Origin of the sequence: Pseudodesulfovibrio indicus, from assembly GCF_001563225.1 — a bacterium.
In the GTDB taxonomy this organism is placed as follows: domain Bacteria; phylum Desulfobacterota; class Desulfovibrionia; order Desulfovibrionales; family Desulfovibrionaceae; genus Pseudodesulfovibrio; species Pseudodesulfovibrio indicus.
Map to the genome: position 1 here is coordinate 3,853,298 of NZ_CP014206.1, position 22,755 is coordinate 3,876,052.

19 protein-coding genes are annotated in these 22,755 nt (G+C 65.6%); 13 read left to right on the forward strand and 6 right to left on the reverse strand.

All coding sequences use genetic code 11. The annotated features are described in order from the left end of the window. Positions 1–10 precede the first annotated feature (10 nt). The 11 genes from AWY79_RS17525 (at position 11) to nifJ (ending at position 15,607) form a co-directional block, all read left to right on the forward strand. Entirely contained in the window at positions 11–1,552 is a 1,542-nt protein-coding gene (locus tag AWY79_RS17525) for an SLC13 family permease (RefSeq protein ID WP_066806706.1), read from the forward strand. A gap of 101 nt (positions 1,553–1,653) precedes the next feature. Continuing rightward, complete coding sequence (locus tag AWY79_RS17530) at positions 1,654–2,418, forward strand: cytochrome c3 family protein (protein WP_066806708.1); 765 nt, start codon at positions 1,654–1,656, stop codon at positions 2,416–2,418. Positions 2,419–2,425: 7 nt separating this feature from the next. Then, on the forward strand, positions 2,426–3,520 hold the full coding sequence (locus AWY79_RS17535) for a 4Fe-4S dicluster domain-containing protein (RefSeq protein WP_066806710.1): 1,095 nt from the start codon (positions 2,426–2,428) through the stop codon (positions 3,518–3,520). A gap of 2 nt (positions 3,521–3,522) precedes the next feature. Next, positions 3,523–4,473, forward strand: a complete 951-nt coding sequence (locus AWY79_RS17540) for an RnfABCDGE type electron transport complex subunit D (RefSeq protein WP_078063856.1) — start codon at positions 3,523–3,525, stop codon at positions 4,471–4,473. Between the two features lie 3 nt (positions 4,474–4,476). Next, on the forward strand, positions 4,477–5,061 hold the full coding sequence (gene rnfG / locus AWY79_RS17545) for an RnfABCDGE type electron transport complex subunit G (RefSeq protein WP_066806712.1): 585 nt from the start codon (positions 4,477–4,479) through the stop codon (positions 5,059–5,061). 24 nt (positions 5,062–5,085) lie between these two features. Next, positions 5,086–5,760, forward strand: coding sequence for an electron transport complex subunit RsxE (gene rsxE / locus AWY79_RS17550; RefSeq protein WP_066806714.1), 675 nt, complete (start codon positions 5,086–5,088; stop codon positions 5,758–5,760). A gap of 15 nt (positions 5,761–5,775) precedes the next feature. Further along, a complete protein-coding gene (locus AWY79_RS17555; RefSeq protein WP_066806716.1) occupies positions 5,776–6,351 on the forward strand; it encodes an electron transport complex protein RnfA in 576 nt (191 codons plus the stop codon). Positions 6,352–6,384: 33 nt separating this feature from the next. Next, positions 6,385–8,496, forward strand: a complete 2,112-nt coding sequence (locus tag AWY79_RS17560; RefSeq protein ID WP_066806718.1) for an FAD-dependent oxidoreductase — start codon at positions 6,385–6,387, stop codon at positions 8,494–8,496. Positions 8,497–8,639: 143 nt separating this feature from the next. After that, positions 8,640–10,760: a phosphate acetyltransferase gene (gene pta, locus AWY79_RS17565; protein ID WP_066806720.1), complete on the forward strand. Its 2,121-nt coding sequence runs from the start codon at positions 8,640–8,642 to the stop codon at positions 10,758–10,760. Between the two features lies 1 nt (position 10,761). Next, positions 10,762–11,967, forward strand: coding sequence for an acetate kinase (locus tag AWY79_RS17570; protein ID WP_066806725.1), 1,206 nt, complete (start codon positions 10,762–10,764; stop codon positions 11,965–11,967). Positions 11,968–12,016: 49 nt separating this feature from the next. Beyond that, on the forward strand, positions 12,017–15,607 hold the full coding sequence (gene nifJ, locus AWY79_RS17575; protein ID WP_066806728.1) for a pyruvate:ferredoxin (flavodoxin) oxidoreductase: 3,591 nt from the start codon (positions 12,017–12,019) through the stop codon (positions 15,605–15,607). Positions 15,608–15,924: 317 nt separating this feature from the next. On the opposite strand, the gene AWY79_RS17580 is transcribed toward nifJ, so the two are convergent. The 5 genes from AWY79_RS17580 to AWY79_RS17600 all read right to left on the reverse strand — a co-directional run bounded on the left by AWY79_RS17580 (position 15,925) and on the right by AWY79_RS17600 (position 19,842). Then, entirely contained in the window at positions 15,925–16,278 is a 354-nt protein-coding gene (locus AWY79_RS17580) for a NirD/YgiW/YdeI family stress tolerance protein (RefSeq protein WP_066806730.1), read from the reverse strand. A 408-nt stretch (positions 16,279–16,686) separates the two neighbouring features. Next, entirely contained in the window at positions 16,687–17,454 is a 768-nt protein-coding gene (locus tag AWY79_RS17585; protein WP_066806731.1) for an ABC transporter ATP-binding protein, read from the reverse strand. Next, positions 17,451–18,224: an ABC transporter permease gene (locus tag AWY79_RS17590; protein ID WP_066806732.1), complete on the reverse strand. Its 774-nt coding sequence runs from the start codon at positions 18,222–18,224 to the stop codon at positions 17,451–17,453. Before AWY79_RS17590 ends, AWY79_RS17585 begins: the two co-directional genes overlap by 4 nt. Before the next feature lies 1 nt (position 18,225). After that, positions 18,226–19,182, reverse strand: coding sequence for an ABC transporter substrate-binding protein (locus AWY79_RS17595; RefSeq protein WP_066806733.1), 957 nt, complete (start codon positions 19,180–19,182; stop codon positions 18,226–18,228). A 324-nt stretch (positions 19,183–19,506) separates the two neighbouring features. After that, positions 19,507–19,842, reverse strand: a complete 336-nt coding sequence (locus AWY79_RS17600; RefSeq protein WP_066806735.1) for a zinc ribbon domain-containing protein YjdM — start codon at positions 19,840–19,842, stop codon at positions 19,507–19,509. Between the two features lie 342 nt (positions 19,843–20,184). Here AWY79_RS17600 and AWY79_RS17605 point away from each other — a divergent pair, with 342 nt between their 5' ends. Then, complete coding sequence (locus tag AWY79_RS17605; protein ID WP_066806737.1) at positions 20,185–21,936, forward strand: YeiH family protein; 1,752 nt, start codon at positions 20,185–20,187, stop codon at positions 21,934–21,936. Positions 21,937–21,993: 57 nt separating this feature from the next. Then, positions 21,994–22,272 carry a hypothetical protein gene (locus tag AWY79_RS17610; protein ID WP_066806739.1) on the forward strand — a complete coding sequence of 93 codons (279 nt, stop codon included), beginning with the start codon at positions 21,994–21,996 and terminating at the stop codon, positions 22,270–22,272. 19 nt (positions 22,273–22,291) lie between these two features. Here the strand turns inward: AWY79_RS17610 and AWY79_RS17615 are convergent, their stop codons facing one another. Then, a complete protein-coding gene (locus tag AWY79_RS17615) occupies positions 22,292–22,648 on the reverse strand; it encodes a hypothetical protein (RefSeq protein ID WP_066806740.1) in 357 nt (118 codons plus the stop codon). Positions 22,649–22,755: the final 107 nt, after the last annotated feature.

The window sequence follows — 22,755 nt, forward strand, 5'->3', positions numbered from 1 at the left end:
GAGTGTTACAATGAGTGATCAGGCTAATTCTAACAAAGGCAAACAAATAGGGTTCTTCCTGGGACCCATCGTGTTCGTCTTGATGCTGATAATCCCGGCCCCCGAGGGAATGGCCGTGGAAGCGTGGCGCGTGGCGGCCGTCACCGCCCTGATGGCGATCTGGTGGATCACCGAAGCCATCCCCATCCCGGCTACCTCCCTGCTGCCCATCGCCCTTTTCCCGTTGCTCGGCGTCATGAAGTCCGCCGCTTCCACGGCTCCCTATGCCAACCACCTGATCTACCTGTTCATGGGCGGCTTCTTCCTGGCCGTGACCATGGAGCGGTGGAACCTGCACCGCCGCGTGGCGCTGTACACCATCCGGGCCATCGGCACCAGCCCCGGCCGGATGATCATGGGCTTCATGGTCGCCACCGGCTTCCTGTCCATGTGGGTGTCCAACACCGCCACCGCCATGATGATGGTCCCCATCGGCCTGGCCGTCATCCAGCAGGCCACCGGCTATGACTCCGACCACCTCCGCGACAGCAGCGGCAACGTCGGACCCGAATTCAATTTCGGCCGCGCCCTGATGCTCGGCATCGCCTACGCCGCGTCCATCGGCGGCGTCGCCACCATCATCGGCACCCCCCCGAACACCGTCATGGCCGGCATGGTCGAGAAGATGTTCGGCGTGCAGATCGGCTTCGGCCAGTGGATGATGTTCGGCGTGCCCCTCGCGGCCATCACCATGCTCATCGCCTGGCTCCTGCTGACCAAGATCCTGTTCCCCATGGGCGGCATGGAGCTGGCCGGCGGCGCCAAGATCATCAACGACGAAGTGAAGAAGCTCGGGCCCATGTCCCCCGAGGAAAAGAAGATCGTCATGGTCGGCTGTTTCGTGGCCACCTTCTGGCTGGCGCGCGGCTTCATGGCCAAGTCCTCCTTCGTGCTCGGCATCATGCCCCACTTCAAGTTCATCGGCGACGCCACCATCGGTATCCTGGGCGCGCTCATCCTGTTCGCCATTCCCGTTGACTTCAAGAAAGGCAAGTTCCTCCTCGACTGGAAGACCGCCGTCAAGATTCCCTGGGACGTCATCCTGCTCTTCGGCGGCGGCCTGGCCATCGCCAACGGCTTCGCCAAGACCGGCCTGGCGGCCTACATCGCCGGTCAGCTCGGCGCCCTGGAAGGCACCAGCATGATCATCTTCGTGGGCGCGGTGGTCCTGATCACCATCTTCCTGACGGAGATCACCTCCAACACCGCCACCGCCACCCTGCTGGTCCCGATCATGGGTTCCGCGGCCATCGCCATGGGCGTGCATCCGTTCGCCACCATCGTCGGCGCCTGCGTCGCGGCCTCCTACGCCTTCATGCTCCCGGTGGCCACGCCGCCCAACGCCGTCGTCTTCGGCTCGGGGTGCGTAACCATCAAACAGATGGCAAAGGCGGGCGTCTGGCTGAACATAGTCGGAACGATCCTGATCACCGCCTTCGTGGTCTACATCCTGCCCGCGCTGTGGGGCGTGGACCTCACCGTCGTCCCGGAATGGGCTGTCATTCCCAAGTAAAAACAACCTCCTGCGGGCGGCTTCGGCCGCCCGCAGCCCCCAGGCTCAATCAACCACATTTTTCAATAGGAGCTGCCGTCTGATGACGGCGGAGAGGAAAGATGCGCGCAAAATCGAAGACAATCCCGGTGGTCCTGGCGGCCATCCTGCTCCTGGCGGTGGCCGTTGTCGGCTACGTCCGGTCAGGCCAGACGCAACCCATGCCCGTCCGAATCCTGTTCGAGAACAACGGCGGCAAGGTCATCTTCTCGCACCTGGTCCACCACCGCGACTACCAGATCGAGTGCGCCTCCTGTCACCACGACAAGACGCACCCCATCGAGGCCCCGGAGGACCGCGCCCTGGCGTGCGGTTCCTGCCACCCAAACAGTTTCGACGAGAAATTCATCGAGGACCACGCGGACTCCTTCCCCAACGAGGCCTACTGCGTGCGCTGCCACCACGTCGAATACGACACGGTCCTCTTCGACCACGAGGCGCACGAGGACTACGCATCCGACTGCTCCGACTGCCACCACGGCCAGGACATCGAGCCCGAGCCGCAGAAATGCTCCAACTGCCACGACGAGCGCGGCTCCGACGAGCTGCTGTCCATGCGCCTTGCCGGGCACCAGAGCTGCGGCCAGTGCCACGAGGACATGTTCGACAAGGGGCTGTCCAGCTGCAAGTCCTGCCACGTGCCCAAGGACATGACCGACTACAAGGGCGACTATTCCTCCTGCGGCCAGTGCCACGAGGCCGAGACCAGGGAGCTGGTCCTGCCGCGCATGAACGCCTTCCACGACCAGTGCATGTCCTGCCACGAGGAAATGGGCGCGGGCCCTTACGGCCCGGACAACTGCAAACAATGCCACATCAGCAGGTAGGCGGATTATGAATACCCGAGAAACCGTATCCTCCGCCCCGGCGGAGATGAATCTGACCCGCCAGTGTCCGCTGGTCGTCTGCGGCCAGGCCGTGGTTCGCGGCGAGCGCATCGCCACGGGCTCGGTCCCAGGCCGGGGCGACGTCCACGCACCGTTCGCGGGCAAGGTCGCCCACGTGGACCCGTACCGCATCCGCATCGTCCCGGAAGGGGACGGCGAGGTCGAGCCGGACTTCCCGGCCGGGCTGGAAGGGAGCGAGCTGCTCGCCGGGCTGCGCGCCCTGGGCGCCGACCTCCCGGAGTCCGCGCGGACCGAGACCCTGATAATCAACGGCGTGGACCCCGAGCCGGGCGAGGGCTCCCGCCGCGCCCTGCTCACGGACCACAAGGAGACGCTGCGGACAGGGCTCGACATCCTGGCCAAGGGGTACGGCCCCGAGAGGATCGTCCTGGCCGTGCCGAACGGGGCCGTGAACCGGCTCCCGGACATGGAGTGCGTGGAGATTTCCCCGCAGTACCCGGCCGGGCTGGACCCGCTGGTGGCCAAGGCCGCCACCGGAAGCGAAGCCCCGGAGAACACCCTGGTGGTGGGGCTGGAGACGGTCTTCCACGCCGGGCGGATCGCCGAGACCGGGCTGCCGGTGCTGGAGACCATGGTCACCGTGGAAGGCCAGGCCCGGCTCATCCCGCTGGGGACCGCCGTGGGCGCTGTGCTGGAAGAGGCCGGGGTTGAGATCCAGGACCGCGACCGCATCGTGCTGGGCGGGGTGCTGCGCGGCAGGACGGCGGCCTCGCCCGCCCAGGGCATCGACCGGGGCAGCGCCGCCGTGCAGCTGGTGCGCAACCCGGCCCCGGTGGCCGAGGACGCGGCCTGCGTGGGGTGCGGCGAGTGCGTACGCCGCTGCCCGGCCCGCCTCGACCCCTCCATGATCACCAGCTACGCCGAGTTCGGCCTCTACGACAAGGCCGAGGCCGAGGCCGTGGACGTCTGTTTCGAATGCGGGTTGTGCGGATACTTCTGCATCGCGCGCCGCCCCATGCTCCAATACATCCGGCTCGCCAAGAACGAGCTGGCCAAGGCCAAGGCCGGGGAGGACCAATAACCGTGAAGCCCCTCAACCCATTCGCCCTGACCGTCTCGGTCCCGCCCCACCGCCACTGCGGCGTCACGGTGCGGAGCCGGATGGCCAACATCCTGGTGGCCATGTTCCCCGCCGCCGTCATGGCGGCCATGACCTTCGGCATGCCCGCGGTGCGGGTCATGGCCCTGTCCATGGGCGCGGCCGTGTTCACCGAGATGGCCTGCGACTATTTCATGGACCGCGACACGGACGTGGCCAACCTCCACGCCTTCACCGTGGGGCTGGCCTTCGCCTTCCTGCTCCCGGCCTCCGCCCCCTGGTGGCTGGCGGCCATCGGCAGCGCGGCTTCCATCATCCTCGGCAAGGCGTGCTTCGGCCCCCTGGGCGGCAGCCCGTTCTGCGCCCCGCTCATCGGCTGGGCCATCTGCCGCATCTCCTGGCCCGCGTTCATGGACATCGACGCCTCCATGCTCGGCACGGACCTGACCTATCCCTTGGCCCAGCTCAAGAACTTCGGGCTCAACGCGGTCCAGATCACCGACGCCCGCGCCCTGTTCCTGGGCAAGCAGCTCGGCGGCCTGGGCGCGGTCCAGATAGCGGGCGTGCTTCTCGGCGGCATGCTCCTGGTCATGCGCAAGCAGGTCTCGTCCATCATCCCGGTGGGGGTCATCGCGGGCGTCTGCCTGACCGCCTTCCTGTTCAACCGGCTGGACCCGTCGATCCACCCCGGCCCGGCCTTCCAGCTGCTGACCGGGTCCGCCCTGTTCGGGGCGTTCTTCCTGGCCACGGACGGCCCCTCCTCGCCCAACCGCCAGATCCCGATGCTCCTCTTCGGGCTGCTGGCCGGTGCGCTGATCATCGTCATTCGCACCTGGGGCGCGTACGCGGACGGCGTTCCCTTCGCCATCCTGCTGGCCAACCTGTTCACCCCGGTGCTCGAACGCATCCGGCCCAAGCCGTTCGGAAGGAGCTAGGCCATGAAGGACATGATGAAAATGATGATCGTCCTGTCGCTGATCTGCGGCATCGCGGGCGTCACCCTGGCCGCGCTGAAAGAGGTCACGGCCCCGATCATCGAGGAGCAGGAGCTGACCTACGTCCAGGCCCCGGCCATCCTCTCGGTGCTCACCGGCTACGACAACGACCCCATCAAGGACCGCAAGAAATTCGACGTGGACGGCCGCACCGTGACCGTGTTCCCGGCCCTCAGCCAGGGCCGCCTCATCGGGCTGGCCTTCGAGACCTACGGCAAGGGCTACGGCGGCAACATCGGCGTCATGGTCGGCTTCGACATGACGGACATGAACGCCATGACCCTGTCGGGCATCGGCATCACCACCCTGAAGGAGACGCCCGGCCTTGGCGCGCGGGTGGCCGGGCACGGCTACACCACGCAGTTCAGGGGCCACTCCCTGGAGGCCGTGGAACTGAAAAAGAACGGCGGCGACATCGAGGCCGTGGCCGGGGCGACCATCTCGTCCACCGGCACCGTGTCCGCCGTGCGCGACGCCATAGCCGTCTTCAACTCCCTGAAAAGCAAGCTCGCGGCGGGCTGGTCCTAAGCCGCGCCGTTTGAGGAGCCGAACATGAACAGATTGTGGAAGGAATTCTCCAAGGGACTGTGGACGGAGCTGCCCCCGTTCAAGCTGGTCCTCGGCCTGTGTCCCACCCTGGCCGTGACCAATACGGCGGGCAACGGGCTGGGCATGGGCATGGCCGTGGTCTTTGTCCTGGCGCTGTCCAACCTGATGATCTCGCTGCTCAGAAAACTGATCCCGGCCAAGGTCCGCATCGTCTGCTTCATCGCCATCTCCGCCTCTCTGGTGGTGGCCGTGGAGCTGCTCATGCAGGCCTTTGCCTACCCCCTCTACCAGCAGCTCGGCATCTTCGTGCCGCTGATCGTGGTCAACTGCATCATCTTGGGGCGGGCCGAGGCGTTCGCCTCCAAGAACGGCCCCCTGCTCTCCCTGGCCGACGGGTTGGGCATGGGGTTGGGCTTCACCCTGTCCCTGACCTTCCTCGGCGCGCTGCGCGAGGTACTGGGCGCGGGCCAGCTGTTCGGCGTGAACGTGGCCTGGGAAGGGTTCGAGCCCTTCGGGATCATGGTCCAGGCCCCCGGGGCGTTCGTCTCCCTGGGCATCCTCCTGGCGATCATGACCTTTGTCGAGAACGTCCGGCGCAAGCGCCGCGGGCTGGCGGCGGTCCAAGGCCCGACCCACGACTGCGGCGCCTGCACCGGCTGCGGCCAAAAGAACTGCTAATCGGGGGAAACGACCATGCAGGAATACTTCCTTCTCTTCATCGGGGCGATGTTCGTCAACAACATCGTGCTCGCCCAATACCTGGGCAACTGCCCGTTCATCGGCACCTCCAAGGACACCGGGGTGGCCGTGGGCATGGGCGGGGCCGTGGTCTTCGTGGCCGTCATGGCCGCGGCCATCACCTGGCTGGTCCAGGAGTACGTCCTGGCCCCCTTCGGCCTGGGCTTCCTCCAGACCCTGGCCTTCATCCTGGTCATCGCCGCCCTGGTCCAGTTCGTGGAGATGTTCCTCAAGAAGATGGTCCCGCCGCTGTACAAGTCGCTGGGCATCTTCCTGCCGCTGATCACCACCAACTGCGCGGTCATGGGCATCGCGCTGATCTGCCAGCGCGAGGAATTCGGCTTCGTGAAGACGGTCCTGTTCGCCCTGGCTTCGGGCCTGGGCTTCATGATCGCCCTGGTCCTGCTGGCCGGCATCCGCGAGAAGCTGGCCGTCCGGCGGCTGCCCATCGCCATGCGCGGCACGCCCATCGGCCTGATCATGGCCGGGCTCATGTCCCTGGCCTTCTTCGCCTTCAAGGGCATGATCTAGGGAACCACCCACAACGGAATACGGGATACGACAATGATACTGACATCGGGACTGACGCTTTTCGGCATTGGGCTGCTGGCCGCGGCCATCCTCGGCGTGGCCTCCAGGCTCCTCTTCGTCAAGGAGGACCCCCGCATCGCGCTGATCGAGGACAACCTGCCCGGCGCCAACTGCGGCGGCTGCGGCTTCCCCGGCTGTTCCGGCGCGGCGGCGGCCATCGTGGCGGGCAAGGCCCCGGCCACGGTGTGCATCGTGTCCGACGCCGAAGCGAGCGCGCGGGTGGCGGCCATCATGGGCCAGGAGGTCCTGGAGCGCGAACCCGAGCTGGCCGTGCGCGACTGCACCGGCGGGCTGCGGGCCGACGACGCCTTCCACTACGAGGGCGCGCTGGACTGCCGCGCCGCCCACCTGCTCTACGGCGGGTCCAAGGCCTGCCCCGAGGGCTGCCTGGGGCTCGGCACCTGCGTGCGCGCCTGCCCCTTCGACGCCATCCACATGGGACCCGAAGGGCTGCCGGTCATCGACCCGGCCCAGTGCAAGGCGTGCGGCAACTGCGTGGCCGCCTGCCCGCGCGGGGTCATCGCCGTGTCCGGCATGACCGCCCGGCTCCTGCACCTCAACCAGACCACGGACTGCCTGGCACCCTGCCGCCAGAAATGCCCGGCCCAGATCAACATCCCGCGTTACATCGAGCAGATCAAGGCGGGCGACTATGACGGCGCGGTCATGACCATCAAGGAGCGCAACCCGCTGCTGGTCACCTGCGGCCGAGTCTGCCCGCGCCCCTGCGAGACCATGTGCCGCCGCCAGTACGTGGACGAGACCGTGGGCATCAACATGCTGAAGCGGTTCGTGGCCGACCGCGAGCTGCACTCCGGCTCCCGGCTGCCCGTGCCCTGCGCCAAGGACACCGGCAAGCGCGTGGCCGTCATCGGCGGCGGCCCGGCCGGGCTGTCCTGCGCCTATTTCCTGCGTCGGCTGGGCCACAGCCCGGTCATCTTCGACGCCATGCCCGCCCTGGGCGGCCAGACACGCTACGGCATCCCGGAATACCGGCTGCCCAAGGCGGACCTCGACTGGGAGATCCAGGGCATCCTGGACCTCGGCATCGAGGCCCGGCTGAACACCAAGTTCGGCAAGGACTTCACCCTGGCATCCCTGCGCGAGGAAGGGTTCGACGCGACCTTCATCGGCATCGGCGCGTGGCAGGCGTCCGGCATGTACGCCGAGGGCGAGGACCTGGACGGCGTCATGGGCGGCATCGAGTTCCTGACCGCCCACGCCCTGGGCCAGAAGCCCGAGACCGGCAACAAGGTCATCGTGGTCGGCGGCGGCAACACCGCCATCGACGCGGCCCGGACCTGCGTGCGCCTCGGCGCTGAGGTCACGCTCATGTACCGCCGCACCCGCGCCGAAATGCCCGCCGACGTGGAAGAGATCGTCGGGGCCGAGGACGAGGGCGTCAAGTTCCGCTTCCTGGCCGCTCCCGCGCGCGTCATCGGCGACGAGAACGGCAAGGCCACCCACCTGGAATTCTACGAGATGGAACTGGGCGAGCCGGACGACTCCGGACGCCGCCGCCCGGTGAAGAAGGAGGGGTCCGAGCAGCGCATGGAGGCCAGCCTGATCATCCCGGCCATCGGCCAGAAGCCGGACCTCGGCTGCCTGTACGACGACGGCGAGGGCGAGTGCCCCCTGGAGACCACCCGGTGGCAGACCATCGTGGCCGACCCGGACACCTTCGAGACCGCCATCCCCGGCGTGTTCACCGCGGGCGACGTCTACACCGGTCCGGACCTGGTCATCTCGGCCATCGGCGACGGGCGCAAGGCGGCCCGGTCCATCCACTATCACCTGACCCGAGGGGACATCCCGGTCCCGGAGACCACCCAGAAGGGCATGATCCCCTACACGCTGTTCAAGGAAATAGACTTTGTCGAACGCAAGAAACGCGCGGTGCTGCCGCACCTGTGCCACGGGGACGACCGCAACTGCACCTTCAACGAGGTGGAGGGGTCGCTCAGCGAGGAGGAGGCCCGCGCCGAGGCCGACCGCTGCCTGCGCTGCGGCCTGGTCTGCTACGACCGCGACCTGCGCGAGGAGCCGTTCCTGCCCGATCTGAGGGACCAGACGAAAGACGCATAGATTCAGTCACCATACCCCATGCCCTACGGAGGAAGGGGAACGCCGTCGTCGCCCCCGACGTCACCCACGGCGGTCCCCCTACGGGAGAAGGGCGTCCGACAACGCCCTTCTCCCGGCCTCCACGAAACGGCAAGGAGCCATACATGTCCAAAAGCCTCTACATAGCCGCAACCGAAGCCCGCAGCGGCAAGTCCGCCATCGTGCTCGGCGTGATGCACCTGCTCATGTCCAACCTGCACCGGGTGGCCGTGTTCCGGCCCGTGATCAGCGATCCGCTGAACGGGGGCCGCGACCACGACATCGACCTCATGCTCCGCCACTTCAAGCTCGACCAGCCCTACGAGCGGACCTACGGCTACACCCTGAGCGAGGCCCGCTCCCTGATCAACAGCGGCAACAAGGGGCTGCTCCTGGAGAACACCCTGAACAAGTTCAAGGAGCTGGAAAAGGAGTACGACTTCGTGCTCTGCGAGGGCACGGACTACATCGGCGGCAACGCCACCCTGGAGTTCGAGATCAACGCCTCCATCGTCTCCAACATGGGCTGCCCCGTGCTGGTGGTGGTCAACGGCAAGGACAAGGCGGACGACGAGTTGTGCGGCTCGGCCCAGCGCACCGTGGAGCTGTTCGAGGAGCGCGGCCTGGAGGTCATGGCCATGATCGTCAACCGGTCGCGCCCGGACCTCTCCCCCTGCACGCTGCGGGACATCGAGGCCAAGACCCATTCCTCGCACCCCCTGCTGACCTTCGCCATCCCGGACGACAAGCGGCTGGGCAACCCGACCATCCACGACGTCATCAAATGGCTGGACGCCAAGGTCCTCTACGGCCACGGCAGGCTGGACACCCAGGTGGACAACTTCCTCACCGCGGCCATGCACATCACCAACTTTCTCAAGTACATCAAGGCCGGGAGCCTGATCATCACCCCCGGCGACCGCATGGACATCATCCTGGCCTCCATCTCCTCGCGCCAATCGACGTCCTTTGAAGACATCGCGGGCATCGTCCTGACCGGCGGGCTGGAGCCGTCGGAAACCGTGCACCGGCTCATCGAGGGCTGGACCGGCGTGCCGCTGCCCATCCTGAGCGTCGAGGACCACACCTTCAAGGCCACCCAGACCCTCCAGGCCCTGCACGGGACCATCGACCCCGAGCACCCGGCCAAGATCGCCTCGGCCATCGGGCTGTTCGAGGCCCACGTGGACCTGGACGAGCTGCGCAAGCGGCTGGTCACCACCCAGTCCCGCAAGATCACGCCGATCATGTTCGAGTACAACCTGGTGGAGAAGGCCAAGGCGGCCCGCCGCCACATCGTCCTGCCCGAGGGCCTGAGCGACCGGGTGCTGCAGGCCACGGAGATCCTCCAGCGGCGCAACGTGGTCGAGGTCACCCTGCTCGGCGACCCGGACGCCATCCGCGCCCAGGCGTCCACCCTCGGCGTGCAGCTCAACGGCGCGAACCTGGTGGACCCGGCCTCCTCGCCCCAATTCGAGGACTACGCCCGGCGCTATTTCGAGGCCCGCCAGCACAAGGGCATCCGCATGGAGGACGCCCGCGACCGGATCACCGATCCCACCTATTTCGGGACCATGATGGTCCACGCCGGGGACGCCGACGGCATGGTCTCCGGCTCGGTGACCACCACGGCCCAGACCATCCGGCCCGCCTTCGAGTTCATCAAGACCAGGCCCGACGCCTCCATCGTCTCGTCCGTGTTCCTCATGTGCATGGGCGACCGGGTGGTGGTCTTCGGCGACTGCGCGGTGAACCCCAAGCCCGACGCGGCCCAGCTGGCCGAGATCGCGCTGAGCTCGGCCCAGACCGCGCGGCTGTTCGGCATCGACCCGTACGTAGCCATGCTCTCCTATTCCACGGGCGGCTCCGGCACCGGGGCGGACGTGGAAAAGGTCAAGGAGGCCACGGAGATCGCCAAGCGGTTGATCGTCGAGCGCGGGCTCGACCTGCCCATCGAAGGGCCGCTGCAGTACGACGCGGCGGTGGACCCGGACGTGGCCCGGACCAAGATGCCGGACTCCGAAGTGGCCGGGCGGGCCACGGTGTTCATCTTCCCGGACCTGAACACCGGCAACAACACCTACAAGGCCGTGCAGCGCGCCGTGCCCGGCTCCACGGCCATCGGCCCGGTCCTGCAGGGGCTGAACAAGCCCGTCAACGACCTGAGCCGGGGCTGCCGGGTCCGCGACATCGTCAACACCGTGGCCATCACCGCCATCCAGGCCCAGGCGCAAAGGAACGGATAACATGAATATTCTGGTCATCAACAGCGGCAGTTCGTCCCTCAAGTACCAGCTCATCGACATGGAGGGCGAGTCCGTGACCGCCTCCGGGGTCATCGAGCGCATCGGCGAGGAGATGGGGTCCATCACCCAGCGGTCCCACCCGGACAAGTGGCCCGACGCCAAGTCCGAGGAGAAGCGGCCCGTGCTCAACCACGACGCGGCCATGCGGTTGATGGTCGAGAAGCTGACCGGCGAGGAGTGGGGCGTCATCGGCTCCCTGTCCGACATCGACGCCATCGGCCACCGGGTGGTCCAGGGCGGCGAGTCCTTCGCGGCCCCGGCCCTGGTGGACGCGGACGTGGTCGAGACCATCCGCGCCAACATCCCCCTGGCCCCGCTGCACGCCGCCAACCTGGTGGGCATCGAGGCCGCCCTGGAGCTGTTCCCCGGCACGCCCAACGTGACCGTGTTCGACACCGAGTTCCACCAGACCATCCCGGCCAAGGCCCATCTCTACCCGATCCCCTACGAATTGTACGAGGAGCACCGCATCCGCAAGTACGGTTTCCACGGCACCTCCCACAAGTACGTGGCCAGGGCCGCCGCCGAATTCCTGAACAAGCCCCTCGAGGACACGGACCTGATCACCGTGCATCTGGGCAACGGCTGCTCCATGGCCGCCGTGAAGAACGGCCGGTGCGCGGACACCACCATGGGGCTGACCCCCCTGGCCGGGCTGATGATGGGCACCCGCTGCGGCGACGTGGACCCCGCGATCTTCCCGTTCATCGCGCGCACCGAAAAGCTCTGCGTGAACGAGGTGGACGAGATGCTGAACAAGAAGAGCGGGCTGCTCGGCATCTGCGGCATGAACGACATGCGCGACATCCACACGGCCCGGGCAAAGGGCGACGAGCGGGCGCAGCTCGCCTTCGAGATGTTCGCCTACCGGGTCAAGTCGTTCATCGGCAGCTACCTGGCCGTGCTCGGGCGGGCCGACGCCGTGGTCTTCACCGCGGGCATCGGTGAAAACGACCCGGAAGTCCGCGCCCTGGCCTGCCAAGGACTGGAAGGGCTGGGCATCCGGATCTCCGGCGAGCGCAACGGCAAGCGGTGCGCCAAGGGTCGGTGCATCTCCGCCGACGACAGCCCGGTCCAGGTGCTGGTCATCCCGACCAACGAGGAACTGGAGATCGCCCGGGCCACCAAGGCCCTGGTCGCCGGATAGGCACATATATTCAAGCCAAGCGAACAGACACAACGAAACGGAGCACGACATGTCCAAAATGAAGACCATGGACGGCAACACCGCCGCCGCCTGGGTGGCCTACGCCATGAGCGAGACCGCCGCCATCTATCCCATCACCCCCTCCTCCACCATGGGCGAAATCGCCGACGAGTGGGCGTCCCAGGGCAAGAAGAACATTTTCGGCCAGACCCTGCGGGTGCGCCAGATGCAGTCCGAGGCGGGCGCGGCGGGCGCGGTCCACGGATCGCTCTCCGGCGGCGCGCTGACCACCACCTTCACCGCCTCCCAGGGGTTGCTGCTGATGATCCCGAACATGTACAAGATCGCGGGCGAGCTGCTGCCCTGCGTCTTCCACGTCTCGGCTCGCGCCCTCGCCACCCACGCCCTGTCCATCTTCGGCGACCACCAGGACGTCATGGCCTGCCGCCAGACCGGGTTCGCCATGCTCGCCGCCGCCTCGGTCCAGGAGGTCATGGACCTCTCCCTGGTGGCCCACCTGTCCACCGTCGAGGCGTCCCTGCCCTTCGTCTCCTTCTTCGACGGATTCCGCACCTCCCACGAGATCCAGAAGATCGAGGTCATCGACTACGCGGACATGAAGCCGCTGCTGAACATGGACAAGGTGGCCGCCTTCCGCAGCCGCGCCATGAACCCGGAACACCCGAACGTGCGCGGCACGGCCCAGAACCCGGACATCTATTTCCAGGGCCGCGAGGCGACCAACGCGGACTACGACGCCATCCCGGCCATCGTCGCCGAATACATGGACAAGGTCACCGCCCTCACCGGCCGGGCGTACAAGCCGTTCGACTTCGTCGGCGCGCCCGACGCCGAGCGCGTGGTCATCTCCATGGGCTCCTCCTGCGAGACCATCGAGGAAGTGATCAACCAGCTCACCGCCCAGGGCGAAAAGGTCGGCCTGATCAAGGTCCGCCTGTACCGCCCGTTCTCCGCCAGCCACCTCCTGGCCGTGCTGCCCGAGTCCTGCAAGAAGATCGCGGTCCTGGACCGCACCAAGGAACCGGGCGCGCAGGGCGAGCCGCTCTACCAGGACGTCTGCACCGCCCTGCTCGAAAGGGGCGAGGGCCCGTCCGTCATCGGCGGGCGCTACGGCCTGGGCTCCAAGGAATTCACTCCGGCCATGGCCAAGGCGGTCTTCGACAACCTGGCCTCCCCGGCCCCCAAGTCCCGCTTCACCGTGGGCATCGTCGACGACGTCACAAACACCTCCCTCGTCACGGCCGAGACCCTGGACACAACCCCCAAGGGCACGGTTCAGTGCAAGTTCTGGGGTCTCGGCTCCGACGGCACCGTGGGCGCGAACAAGCAGGCCATCAAGATCATCGGCGACAACACCGACATGTACGCACAGGGGTACTTCGCCTACGACTCGAAGAAGTCCGGCGGCATCACCATCTCCCACCTGCGCTTCGGGCGCGAGCCGATCCAGTCCACCTACCTGGTGACCAGCGCGGATTACGTGGCCTGCCACAACCCGAGCTACGTCCATCTCTACGACGTGCTCGAAGGGATCAAGGACGGCGGCACCTTCGTGCTCAACTGCGCCTGGACCGGCGACGAGATCGAAGCGAACCTCCCTGCGGCCATGCGCCGGACCATCGCGCGCAAGAATCTCAAGTTCTACACCGTGGACGCGGTGAAGATCGCGGGCGAGGTCGGCCTGGGCGGGCGCATCAACATGGTCATGCAGACCGCCTTCTTCAAGCTGGCCGACGTCATCGGTTTCGATGAGGCCGTGCGGCTGCTCAAGGCGGGCATCGAGGCCGCCTACGGCAAGAAGGGACCGAAGATCGTGGAGATGAACAACGCCGCCGTGGACAAGGCCGCGGACGCCCTGGTCGAGGTCGCGGTCCCCGCCTCCTGGGCGGACCTGGCCGACGATCCGGCGGTCGAGACCGACGAGACCGACTACGTGAAGAACGTCATGCGCCCGGTGCTGGCCCAGAAGGGCGACACCCTGCCGGTCTCGGTCTTCTCCAAGGACGGCACCGTGCCCTCCGCCACCTCCAGATTCGAAAAACGCGGCGTGGCCATCAACGTGCCCGAGTGGGTCGCGGACAACTGCATCCAGTGCAACCAGTGCGCCTTTGTCTGTCCCCACGCGGCCCTGCGCCCGGTGCTCCTCGACGAAGCCGACGCGGCCAAGGCGCCCGCATCCTTCGCCACCCTCGACGCCGTGGGCAAGGATGTGAAGGGCATGCGCTTCCGGCTCCAGGTCAACACCCTGGACTGCCTGGGGTGCGGCAACTGCGCCGACATCTGCCCGGCCAAGGAAAAGGCGCTGGTCATGAAGCCCATCGCCACCCAGACCCCGACCGAGGTGCCCAACTTCGACTTCACCGAGACCGTTCCCTACGCCGACGCCTTCAAGCGCGAGACCGTCAAGGGTTCCCAGTTCCGCCAGCCGCTCATGGAGTTCTCAGGGGCGTGCGCGGGCTGCGGCGAGACCCCGTACGTGAAGGTCCTGACCCAGCTGTTTGGCGAGCGCATGGTCATCGCCAACGCCACGGGCTGCTCCTCCATCTGGGGCGCTTCCGCACCGTCCACCCCGTACTGCACCAACGCCGAGGGCTTCGGCCCGGCCTGGGGCAACTCCCTGTTCGAGGACGCGGCCGAGTTCGGCTACGGCATCGGCATGGGACTCAACAACCGCCGCGACATCCTGGCCGCCCAGTGCGAAAAGGCCCTGGAGACCGCCGACGGCGAGCTCAAGAACGCCCTTGAAGGCTGGCTGGCCGCCAGGGACGACGCCGGAGAGTCCGCGGCTGCGGGCGCAAACCTCAAGGCGGCCCTGGAAGGCGCGACCGATCCCCTGCTCCAGGAGATCGCCGCCGGTTCCGACCTGTTCACCAAGAAATCCATCTGGATCTTCGGCGGCGACGGCTGGGCCTACGACATCGGCTACGGCGGCGTGGACCACGTGCTGGCCTCCGGCGAGGACATCAACATCCTGGTCATGGACACCGAGGTCTATTCCAACACCGGCGGCCAGTCCTCCAAGGCCACGCCCCTCGGCTCCATCGCCAAGTTCGCGGCGGCGGGCAAAGGCACCGGCAAGAAGGACCTGGGCCGCATGGCCATGACCTACGGCTACGTGTACGTGGCGTCCGTGGCCATGGGCGCGGACAAGCAGCAGATGCTCAAGGCCTTCAAGGAGGCCGAGGCCTACAAGGGACCCTCGCTGATCATCTGCTACGCCCCGTGCATCAACCAGGGCATCAAGAAAGGCATGGGCAAGACCCAGCTCGAACAGAAGCTCGCCGTGGACTCCGGCTACTGGCCGCTCTACCGCTACAACCCCGAGCTGACCGAGGCGGGCAAGAACCCGTTCACCCTGGAGTCCAAGGCTCCCGACGGAACCCTCCAGGAGTTCCTGTCCGGCGAAAACCGCTACGCCATGCTGGAGCGGTTCCACCCCGAACTGTCCAAGGCGTACCGCGCGCAGATCGAGAAGGACTACATGACGCGCTACGAAATCCTGAGCCACATCGCCCAGGCCGAGGTCGCCAAGACCGAAGCCGAACCGGTGGCCGCCTGCGATTCCGGCATCTCCGCCGAATCCCCCGGCACCGGCGAACCGTGCGACGACGGCAGATAACCGCAAGCAACACGGACTCGACTTTGTGACCGCAACATAAAGATATCGACTCCTCTTAGGACCGGAGTCCGTGTTCAGGGCCTCCCGCCACTACACCCGGCGGGAGGCCCATTTTTTTTCGCCTCCGGCCTCCGTCCCCCGCCAAAACTCTTTCGCGCCGCTTCGCGGGACGGCCAACGCACTCCCCCTTTTGAGCACCTTTGAGGCGTCAGCCTCAAACCGCCCCTCCCAAAAACCTCCGCCCACCGTACCCCCGAAATCACAAAAAAAAGGGACGCCCCTGGGGGCGTCCCTTTTTATCGAATTATACCGAAGGCCTAGTTGTGCGCAGTGATGGAATCGGCCTTCACCTGGGTGTACATGAAATCCTGGACGATCTGCCCGGTGATGTCGACCGGACCGGACAGCAGCGCCTCGTCCAGCTTCTGGCCGTTGGTCAGCACCAGCAGCTCGCCGGTGCTGTCGGAAAACAGGAACTCATGGTCGTTGATGACCTTCACGACCTTGCCCGACAGGACAACGCCGGTATCCACGGCGGACACCTTGGCGTCGGCAACGGTCTGGACCTTCACGCTGTGGGCGGTGAAGGAATCGGCAAAGGAGTTGGCGGCAAACGCGGTGGCGACAAATACGGTAGCGACAAGCATCAGAGCCAGGGAAAAACGCTTCATGACAATATCCTCTCTTAATAAAAATTGACGTTTCAAAGCCGGCACCCAACCGGCAACGACTCACATCTACCACGCTCGAACAAAGATGCAAGAAAAAATTTTGCCTTCAACTACTAGTTTTTATTGATTTTTTAAAAAAACTTCACACTTTAACTGATCAGTCAATCAAAATTGAGCCAGTTTTGACCGCTCCGAAACCGAATTCGGCCTCAAAAAATTTTTCCGCGCCGAACCCATTTTCCAAGGTCCGAAAATCCCTGTGGGGAAACGCGGTCCCCTCCTCTCCGGCGGCGGCTTCCTGCCCCCCTACGACGGCCGTCCGGGCCGGTCTTGCACAAAAAGGAGCCCCCGGACGGACATCCGGGGGCCTGTTTTTGACGATGAGGGCTTGGGGAGCGGAGAACCGGCTTAGGCCGGGGTGATCTCCTCCCAGAGCAGCTCCATGATCTGCGACTTGATCCGCGAGAACTCCGGGGTCAGCGAGGCCTTGTGGTCGCGCGGGCGGGGGATGTCCACGGGCACGCGGGCCTTGATCCGGCCCGGACGCCTGGACATGATGTAGACGTTGTCGGCCAGCAGGATGGCCTCGTCGATGTCGTGGGTGATGAACAGGATGGTGCTCGATTCCTTGCGCCAGACGTCCAGGAGCAGCTCCTGGAGCAGCAGCCGGGTCTGGGCGTCGAGGGCGCCGAACGGCTCGTCCATGAGCAGCATGACCGGCTTGTTGGCCAGCACGCGGGCGATGGCCACGCGCTGCTTCATACCGCCGGAGAGCTCCCTGGGCAGGGCGTTCTCGAACTCGGCCAGCCCGACCAGCTCGATGTAGCGCCGGGCGATGGCCGCGCGCTCCGCGGCGGGCACCCCCTTGAGGCGCAGGCCGAACTCCACGTTCTTGCGAACGGTCAGCCAGGGGAACAGGGTGTAGGACTGAAAAACCATGCCCCGGTCCGCGCCCGGCCCGGTGATGGGGCTGCCTTCGAGCACCGCCGCGCCCGACGAGGCCAGCTCCAGCCCGGCCACGATGTTCAGCAGGGTGGACTTGCCGCACCCGCTGGGACCGACGATGACCGCCAGCTCTCCTCGGTTCACGGTCAGGTCGATGTTCTCCAGGGCGACCACGTCCCCCTTGTTGGACGGGAAGACCTTGCCCAGGTTGTCGATGGAGAGCATGGTCATCGTTTCTCGCTCCAGGGGGTTATGACGCGCGCGAGCAGCTTGAAAAGGTAGTCGGTCAGCAGGCCGAGCACGCCGATGATGATCAGCCCGGCGAAGATGCGGTCGATGGCCAGGAACCGCTGGGCGCGCAGGATCATGTAGCCCAGCCCGGAGTTTGCGGCCACCAGCTCGGCCACCACCAGGTAGGTCCAGGCCCAGCCCACGGTGATGCGCAGGTCGTCCATGATCCCCGGCAGCGCGCCGGGGAACAGGACCAGCCGGTAGGTCTGCATCCGGTTGGCCCCCAGGGTGGCGGCGGCCCGGCTCAGGTCGGCGGGCACCGCGCCCACGCTGTCCGCGACCATCAGCACCAGCTGGAAGAAGGTGCCGAGGAAGATGATGGCGAACTTCTGGGCGTCGCCGATGCCGAAATAGAGCAGGGTCAGGGGCACCAGGGCGACCACCGGCAGGTAGCGCGCGAACTCCATGACCGGGGCGATCATGTGCGAGGCGCGCCGGGAGGTGGCGATGAGCAGCCCGAGCGGCACGGCCAGCAGGGCCGCCAGGGACCAGCCGACCATGACCCGGTACACGCTGTCCCAGGTGTAGGAGAAGAGGATGCCCTCGCGGTACATCTCGCCGAAGGACAGGAACACCTTGTGCGGCGGGGGCAGGAACAGCGGCTTGACCGAGCCGGTGTAGGCCAGCGCGGCCCAGATGGCGAAAACGGCGGACAGGGACGCAACAGCCAGCCACGCCCCTATCCGCACCGTCGGGATTCGTTGTTTCATGCTACTCGGCGTTGACGTATTCGGGGCTGATCAGCTTGTCCACGTCCACGTCTTCGGTGATGATGCCCTTGGACTTCCAGAAGGTGATGGCGCGCTCGGCGACCTCGTAGATGCTGTTGGCCTGGGCCTTGTCGAAGAACGCCTTGTTGTCGTCCTTGCCGATGAAGGTCACGCCCGAGGCCATGTCGGCCATTTCCTGGGTCTCCAGGGCCATGGCCTTGGCCATGATCTCGTTGCCCTTGTCCGCGTTCTGGCCGTACCAGGCGATGGCCTGGTTCCAGCACTTGGTCATCTTGGCCGGCACCTCGGGGTGCGCCTTGACGAAGTCGCCGTTCAGGACGAACACGTCCACGATGGTCTTGGGCATCTCCTTGGAGGAGACCAGCACGTGGCCGCCGTCGCGCTGGCTTGCGTTGCTCAGCCAGGGCTCCCAGGACACGGCGGCGTCGATGGAGCCGGCCACGAAGGCCGCGCCCGCGTCGGAAGCGCCCATCTCGGTGATGTTGATGTCCTTCTCGTCCACGCCGTTCTTGGCCAGGATGGAAAGGAAGAAGAAATAGGAGGTGGAGGACTTGTCCAGCCCCACGGTCTTGCCCTTGAGATCGGCCACGGTCTTGATCTCGCCGGAGGCGATCACGCCGTCGCCGCCCGAGGACTCGTCCATGGCGAAGACCACGACCTCGGGAGTGCCCTTGGCGTAATGGATGACCTCGCGGTCGAGCACGTTGCCCAGGCCGTCGATGTTGCCGGAAGCGAGGGCGGCGGCGTACTGGGCCTCATCCTCGATGATGACCAGGTCCACGTCCAGCCCTTCCTTTTCGAAATAGCCGAGTTCCTTGGCGATATACAGCGGGCCGTAGCCGACCCAGGTGGCGTGGGCCACCTTCACCGGCGTACCGGCAAAAGCGGTGGAAGCACAGAGAAGCAGCGCGCAGGCCAACAGGACAAAACGTTTCATGATATCCCCCTCCAGGGCGTTCAGGACGGGAAATCCCCCTTGGGCGGGCGTCGCAGGACCCTCTCCATGCCCGTATCCACCCGGATTTCCTACATTCCACATTTAATGTTACACTAGATAGTCCACTTCGCGGCCACACGCAACATTTTCCAGCGGGAGTACAATCCCCGGAAACGCAGGCCTGGCGTCGCTCCCAACCCCCGGCCGCCCTTTGACATGCAGGCCGCCCTCCCCTTCCACTTCAGGACGGGCAGCGAAAAAAACAAAGCCCCCGGACACCCGTCCGGGGGCTTGTTCCGCCCTATGGCCGCGCGGGGAACCGCGTCAGCCCTTCTTGACCACCGAGGTCTTGAGCAGCATGGCCCCGAATCCCGGAATCTTGCAGGAGATGTCGTGGACCCCGTCCTCGGGCTCGATCAGCCGGATATTCTTGACCTTGGTCCCCTTCTTGATGGGGCCGGACGCGCCCTTGACCTTCAGGTCCTGGGTCACGACGACCGTGTCGCCGTCCACCAGGACTGTGCCGTTCACGTCCTTGTACACCTTTTCCTGAACGTCCCCGTCCTGAAATTCGTGGCTGCACTCCGGACAGACGAACAGGGTCCCGTCGGAATACACGTACTCGCAATTGCACTTCGGACAGTTCGGTATATTTTCCATTACTTCCCAACCAGTTAGAGATTATCTTCACGGGTTCCCGCCAACGGGAGGCCTACCTATACACGCAACCCGCCCAAAGCACAAAAACCCCGCCGAGGACGGCCCGGAGCCGCCGGAACCGGCGGCGAACTGCAAACCGGACCTTCCAGCCCTCCCGCCCAACTGCAAAGCGAACTTTGCATACCGCAGCGGGAGGGAATCAGGAAACGACTTCAATTCCGACCAGTTACACAAACAAGGTCAAGTGGCCCGGTCCTTGCTCAAGGGGGGCCGACTGTTGTGTGCAATCGGTTCGCGCGCGCGGGCCATTTTCGAGAGTAACTTTTTTGGAGGAATGTTAGAATGGCAGAACAAGTCGTGGAGAAGAATTCCGAAGTCGTTGTCGACACGGCAAAGTCTTCGTGGTCCGATCTCTGGAAGAAAGAGGATTACTGGGCCATCTGGCTCGGCTTCGTCATCCTCATCGTCGGGGCCTTCATCTATTTCAACAACAAGCCCGCCGGGATGGAAGAGAAGTTCGCCGAGGCCAACGCCGTGATGACCGCCGAGGCCCAGCGCGCCCCGTTCAAGACCGTTGCCTGGTACGAGGCCCAGACCGCCAAGGAGAAGATCAAGGCCAAGAATCAGCCCATCGGCAAGAGCATCGCCAGCCTGATGGCCCATCCCAAGTCCTGGTCCACCAACCCGCTGGACGCCTTCATCCAGACCAGCGAGCAGGCCGAGGCCAAGAACGCCAAGGGCATGCCCAAGTACGAGGCCGCCAAGGCGGCCGCCGCCGAGGGCAAGGTTGCCGCGCTGGCCGCCCAGGCCAAGGCCGAGGCCGCGTCCTTCCAGAGCGCCGAGCTGAACGCCGAGGCGTCCTCCGCCATCGAGGCCTGGCTCAAGCTCCGCTCCAAGGCGTCCTCGGCCAAGAAGAAGATCGGCAACAAGCCGTACAACCTGTTCCCCGGCCTGATCGCCCTGTTCGTCGGCTTCGGGGCCATCTTCGCCCTGGGCATGCATTTCATCGACGGTGACAGCAAGCGGTTCCTGAAGGGCTTCGGCCTGGTCTTCGGAGTCAGCGTCCTGGCCTACATGATGGCCGGACAGGCGACCATGAAGCAGTACGGCATCGGCGACGCGGCCTGGGCCATCGCCATCGGCCTGATCATCTCCAACACCATCGGCACCCCCGACTGGGCCAAGAAGGCGCTGCAGGTCGAGTTCTTCATCAAGACCGGCCTGGTCCTGCTCGGCGCCGAGGTCCTCTTCAACAAGATCGTGGCCATCGGCATCCCCGGCATCTTCGTGGCCTGGGTGGTCACCCCCGTGGTGCTCATCACCACCTTCATCTTCGGCCAGAAGGTGATCAAGATGCCGTCCAAGACCCTGAACATGACCATCTCCGCCGACATGTCCGTGTGCGGCACCTCCGCCGCCATCGCCGCCGCCGCCGCGTGCAAGGCCAAGAAGGAGGAGCTGACCCTGGCCATCGGCCTGTCCCTGGTCTTCACCTCCATCATGATGGTGGTCATGCCCGCCATCATCAAGGCCACCGGCATGCCCTACATCCTGGGCGGCGCCTGGATGGGCGGCACCATCGACGCCACCGGGGCCGTGGCCGCCGCCGGCGCGTTCCTGTCCGAGAAGGCGCTTTACGTGGCCGCCACCATCAAGATGATCCAGAACGTGCTCATCGGCGTCACCGCCTTCGGCATCGCCATCTACTGGTGCACCAAGGTCGAATGCGTCGAGGGCCAGAAGGTCAGCGCCATGGAGATCTGGCACCGCTTCCCGAAATTCGTGCTGGGCTTCCTGACCGCGTCCGTGATCTTCTCCATCGCCTACTCGGTCCTCGGCTCCGACTCCGGCTTCACCATGGTAGACCAGGGCGTGCTGCGCGGCTTCTCCCGCCTGTTCCGCGGCTGGTTCTTCTGCCTGTCCTTTGCCGCCATCGGCCTGGCCACCAACTTCCGCGAGCTGAAGCACTACTTCAAGGGCGGCAAGCCGCTCATCCTGTACGTCTGCGGCCAGTCCCTCAACCTGGCCCTGACCCTGGCCATGGCGTACCTGATGTTCTACGTGGTCTTCCCCGACATCACTTCCAAGATATAACCCCGCAAAACCGGGAGGGGAGGCCGATCGGCCTCCCCTCTCCAAGGAGATAACGGCATGGAAAACCGTCCCCTGTTCCAGCGCCTTCTCGCACTGGCCTCAATCTGCTCCGTCATCTGGGTCTTCGCCTATGTGGCGGGCCCCATGCTGGTGAACGCCTCCCAGGATTTCAAGACCCTCGGGGACTTCATCGTCAGGGAAGACATCCAAACCGGGAAATTCTACTACACCGACCTGGAGCTGGTGGGCCACGCCGACCACAACGCCCGCTCCACCATGGAATACATGCCCACCGGGCCGGGACCGATGCCCAAGGGCCACGCTGCGGGCCAATAACGTGTTGCGGGGCCGGGGCTCAGCCGAGATCGCCGGGGTCGAACATGGCGGTGATGCGCCGCTCCAGCCCCATGATGTAGACCGCCGTGCGGCCCGTGGCCGTCAGGAAATAGCCGATCTGCTCCAGCTCGGACCGGCCCAGGCCGTAGAAACGGTAATAGAACAGGAACACGGCGGCCAGGGTCAGGCCGCACAGGAGGGTCATGGTCACGGTCGTGTTCAGCCGGAGGAACAGGGTTTCCCCGGAGATCCGCCCGCGAAGGAAGAGCACCACCAGGGCGACGGTGCGCAGCAGGCCGGTCCACGAACGGACGAACATGTCCGCCGTGGCAAACCCCACGAACAGGGCCGCTCCGAACAGCATGAGATTTCCCATACCGGCTCTCCCCGGGCGGGTTGGCCTTTTCCGCCCTATGCAGACCTTACGACCGGAAAGAAACCGCCGTCAAGGATAGCTTGACGGAAGCGGTTTCCATTCCCGAT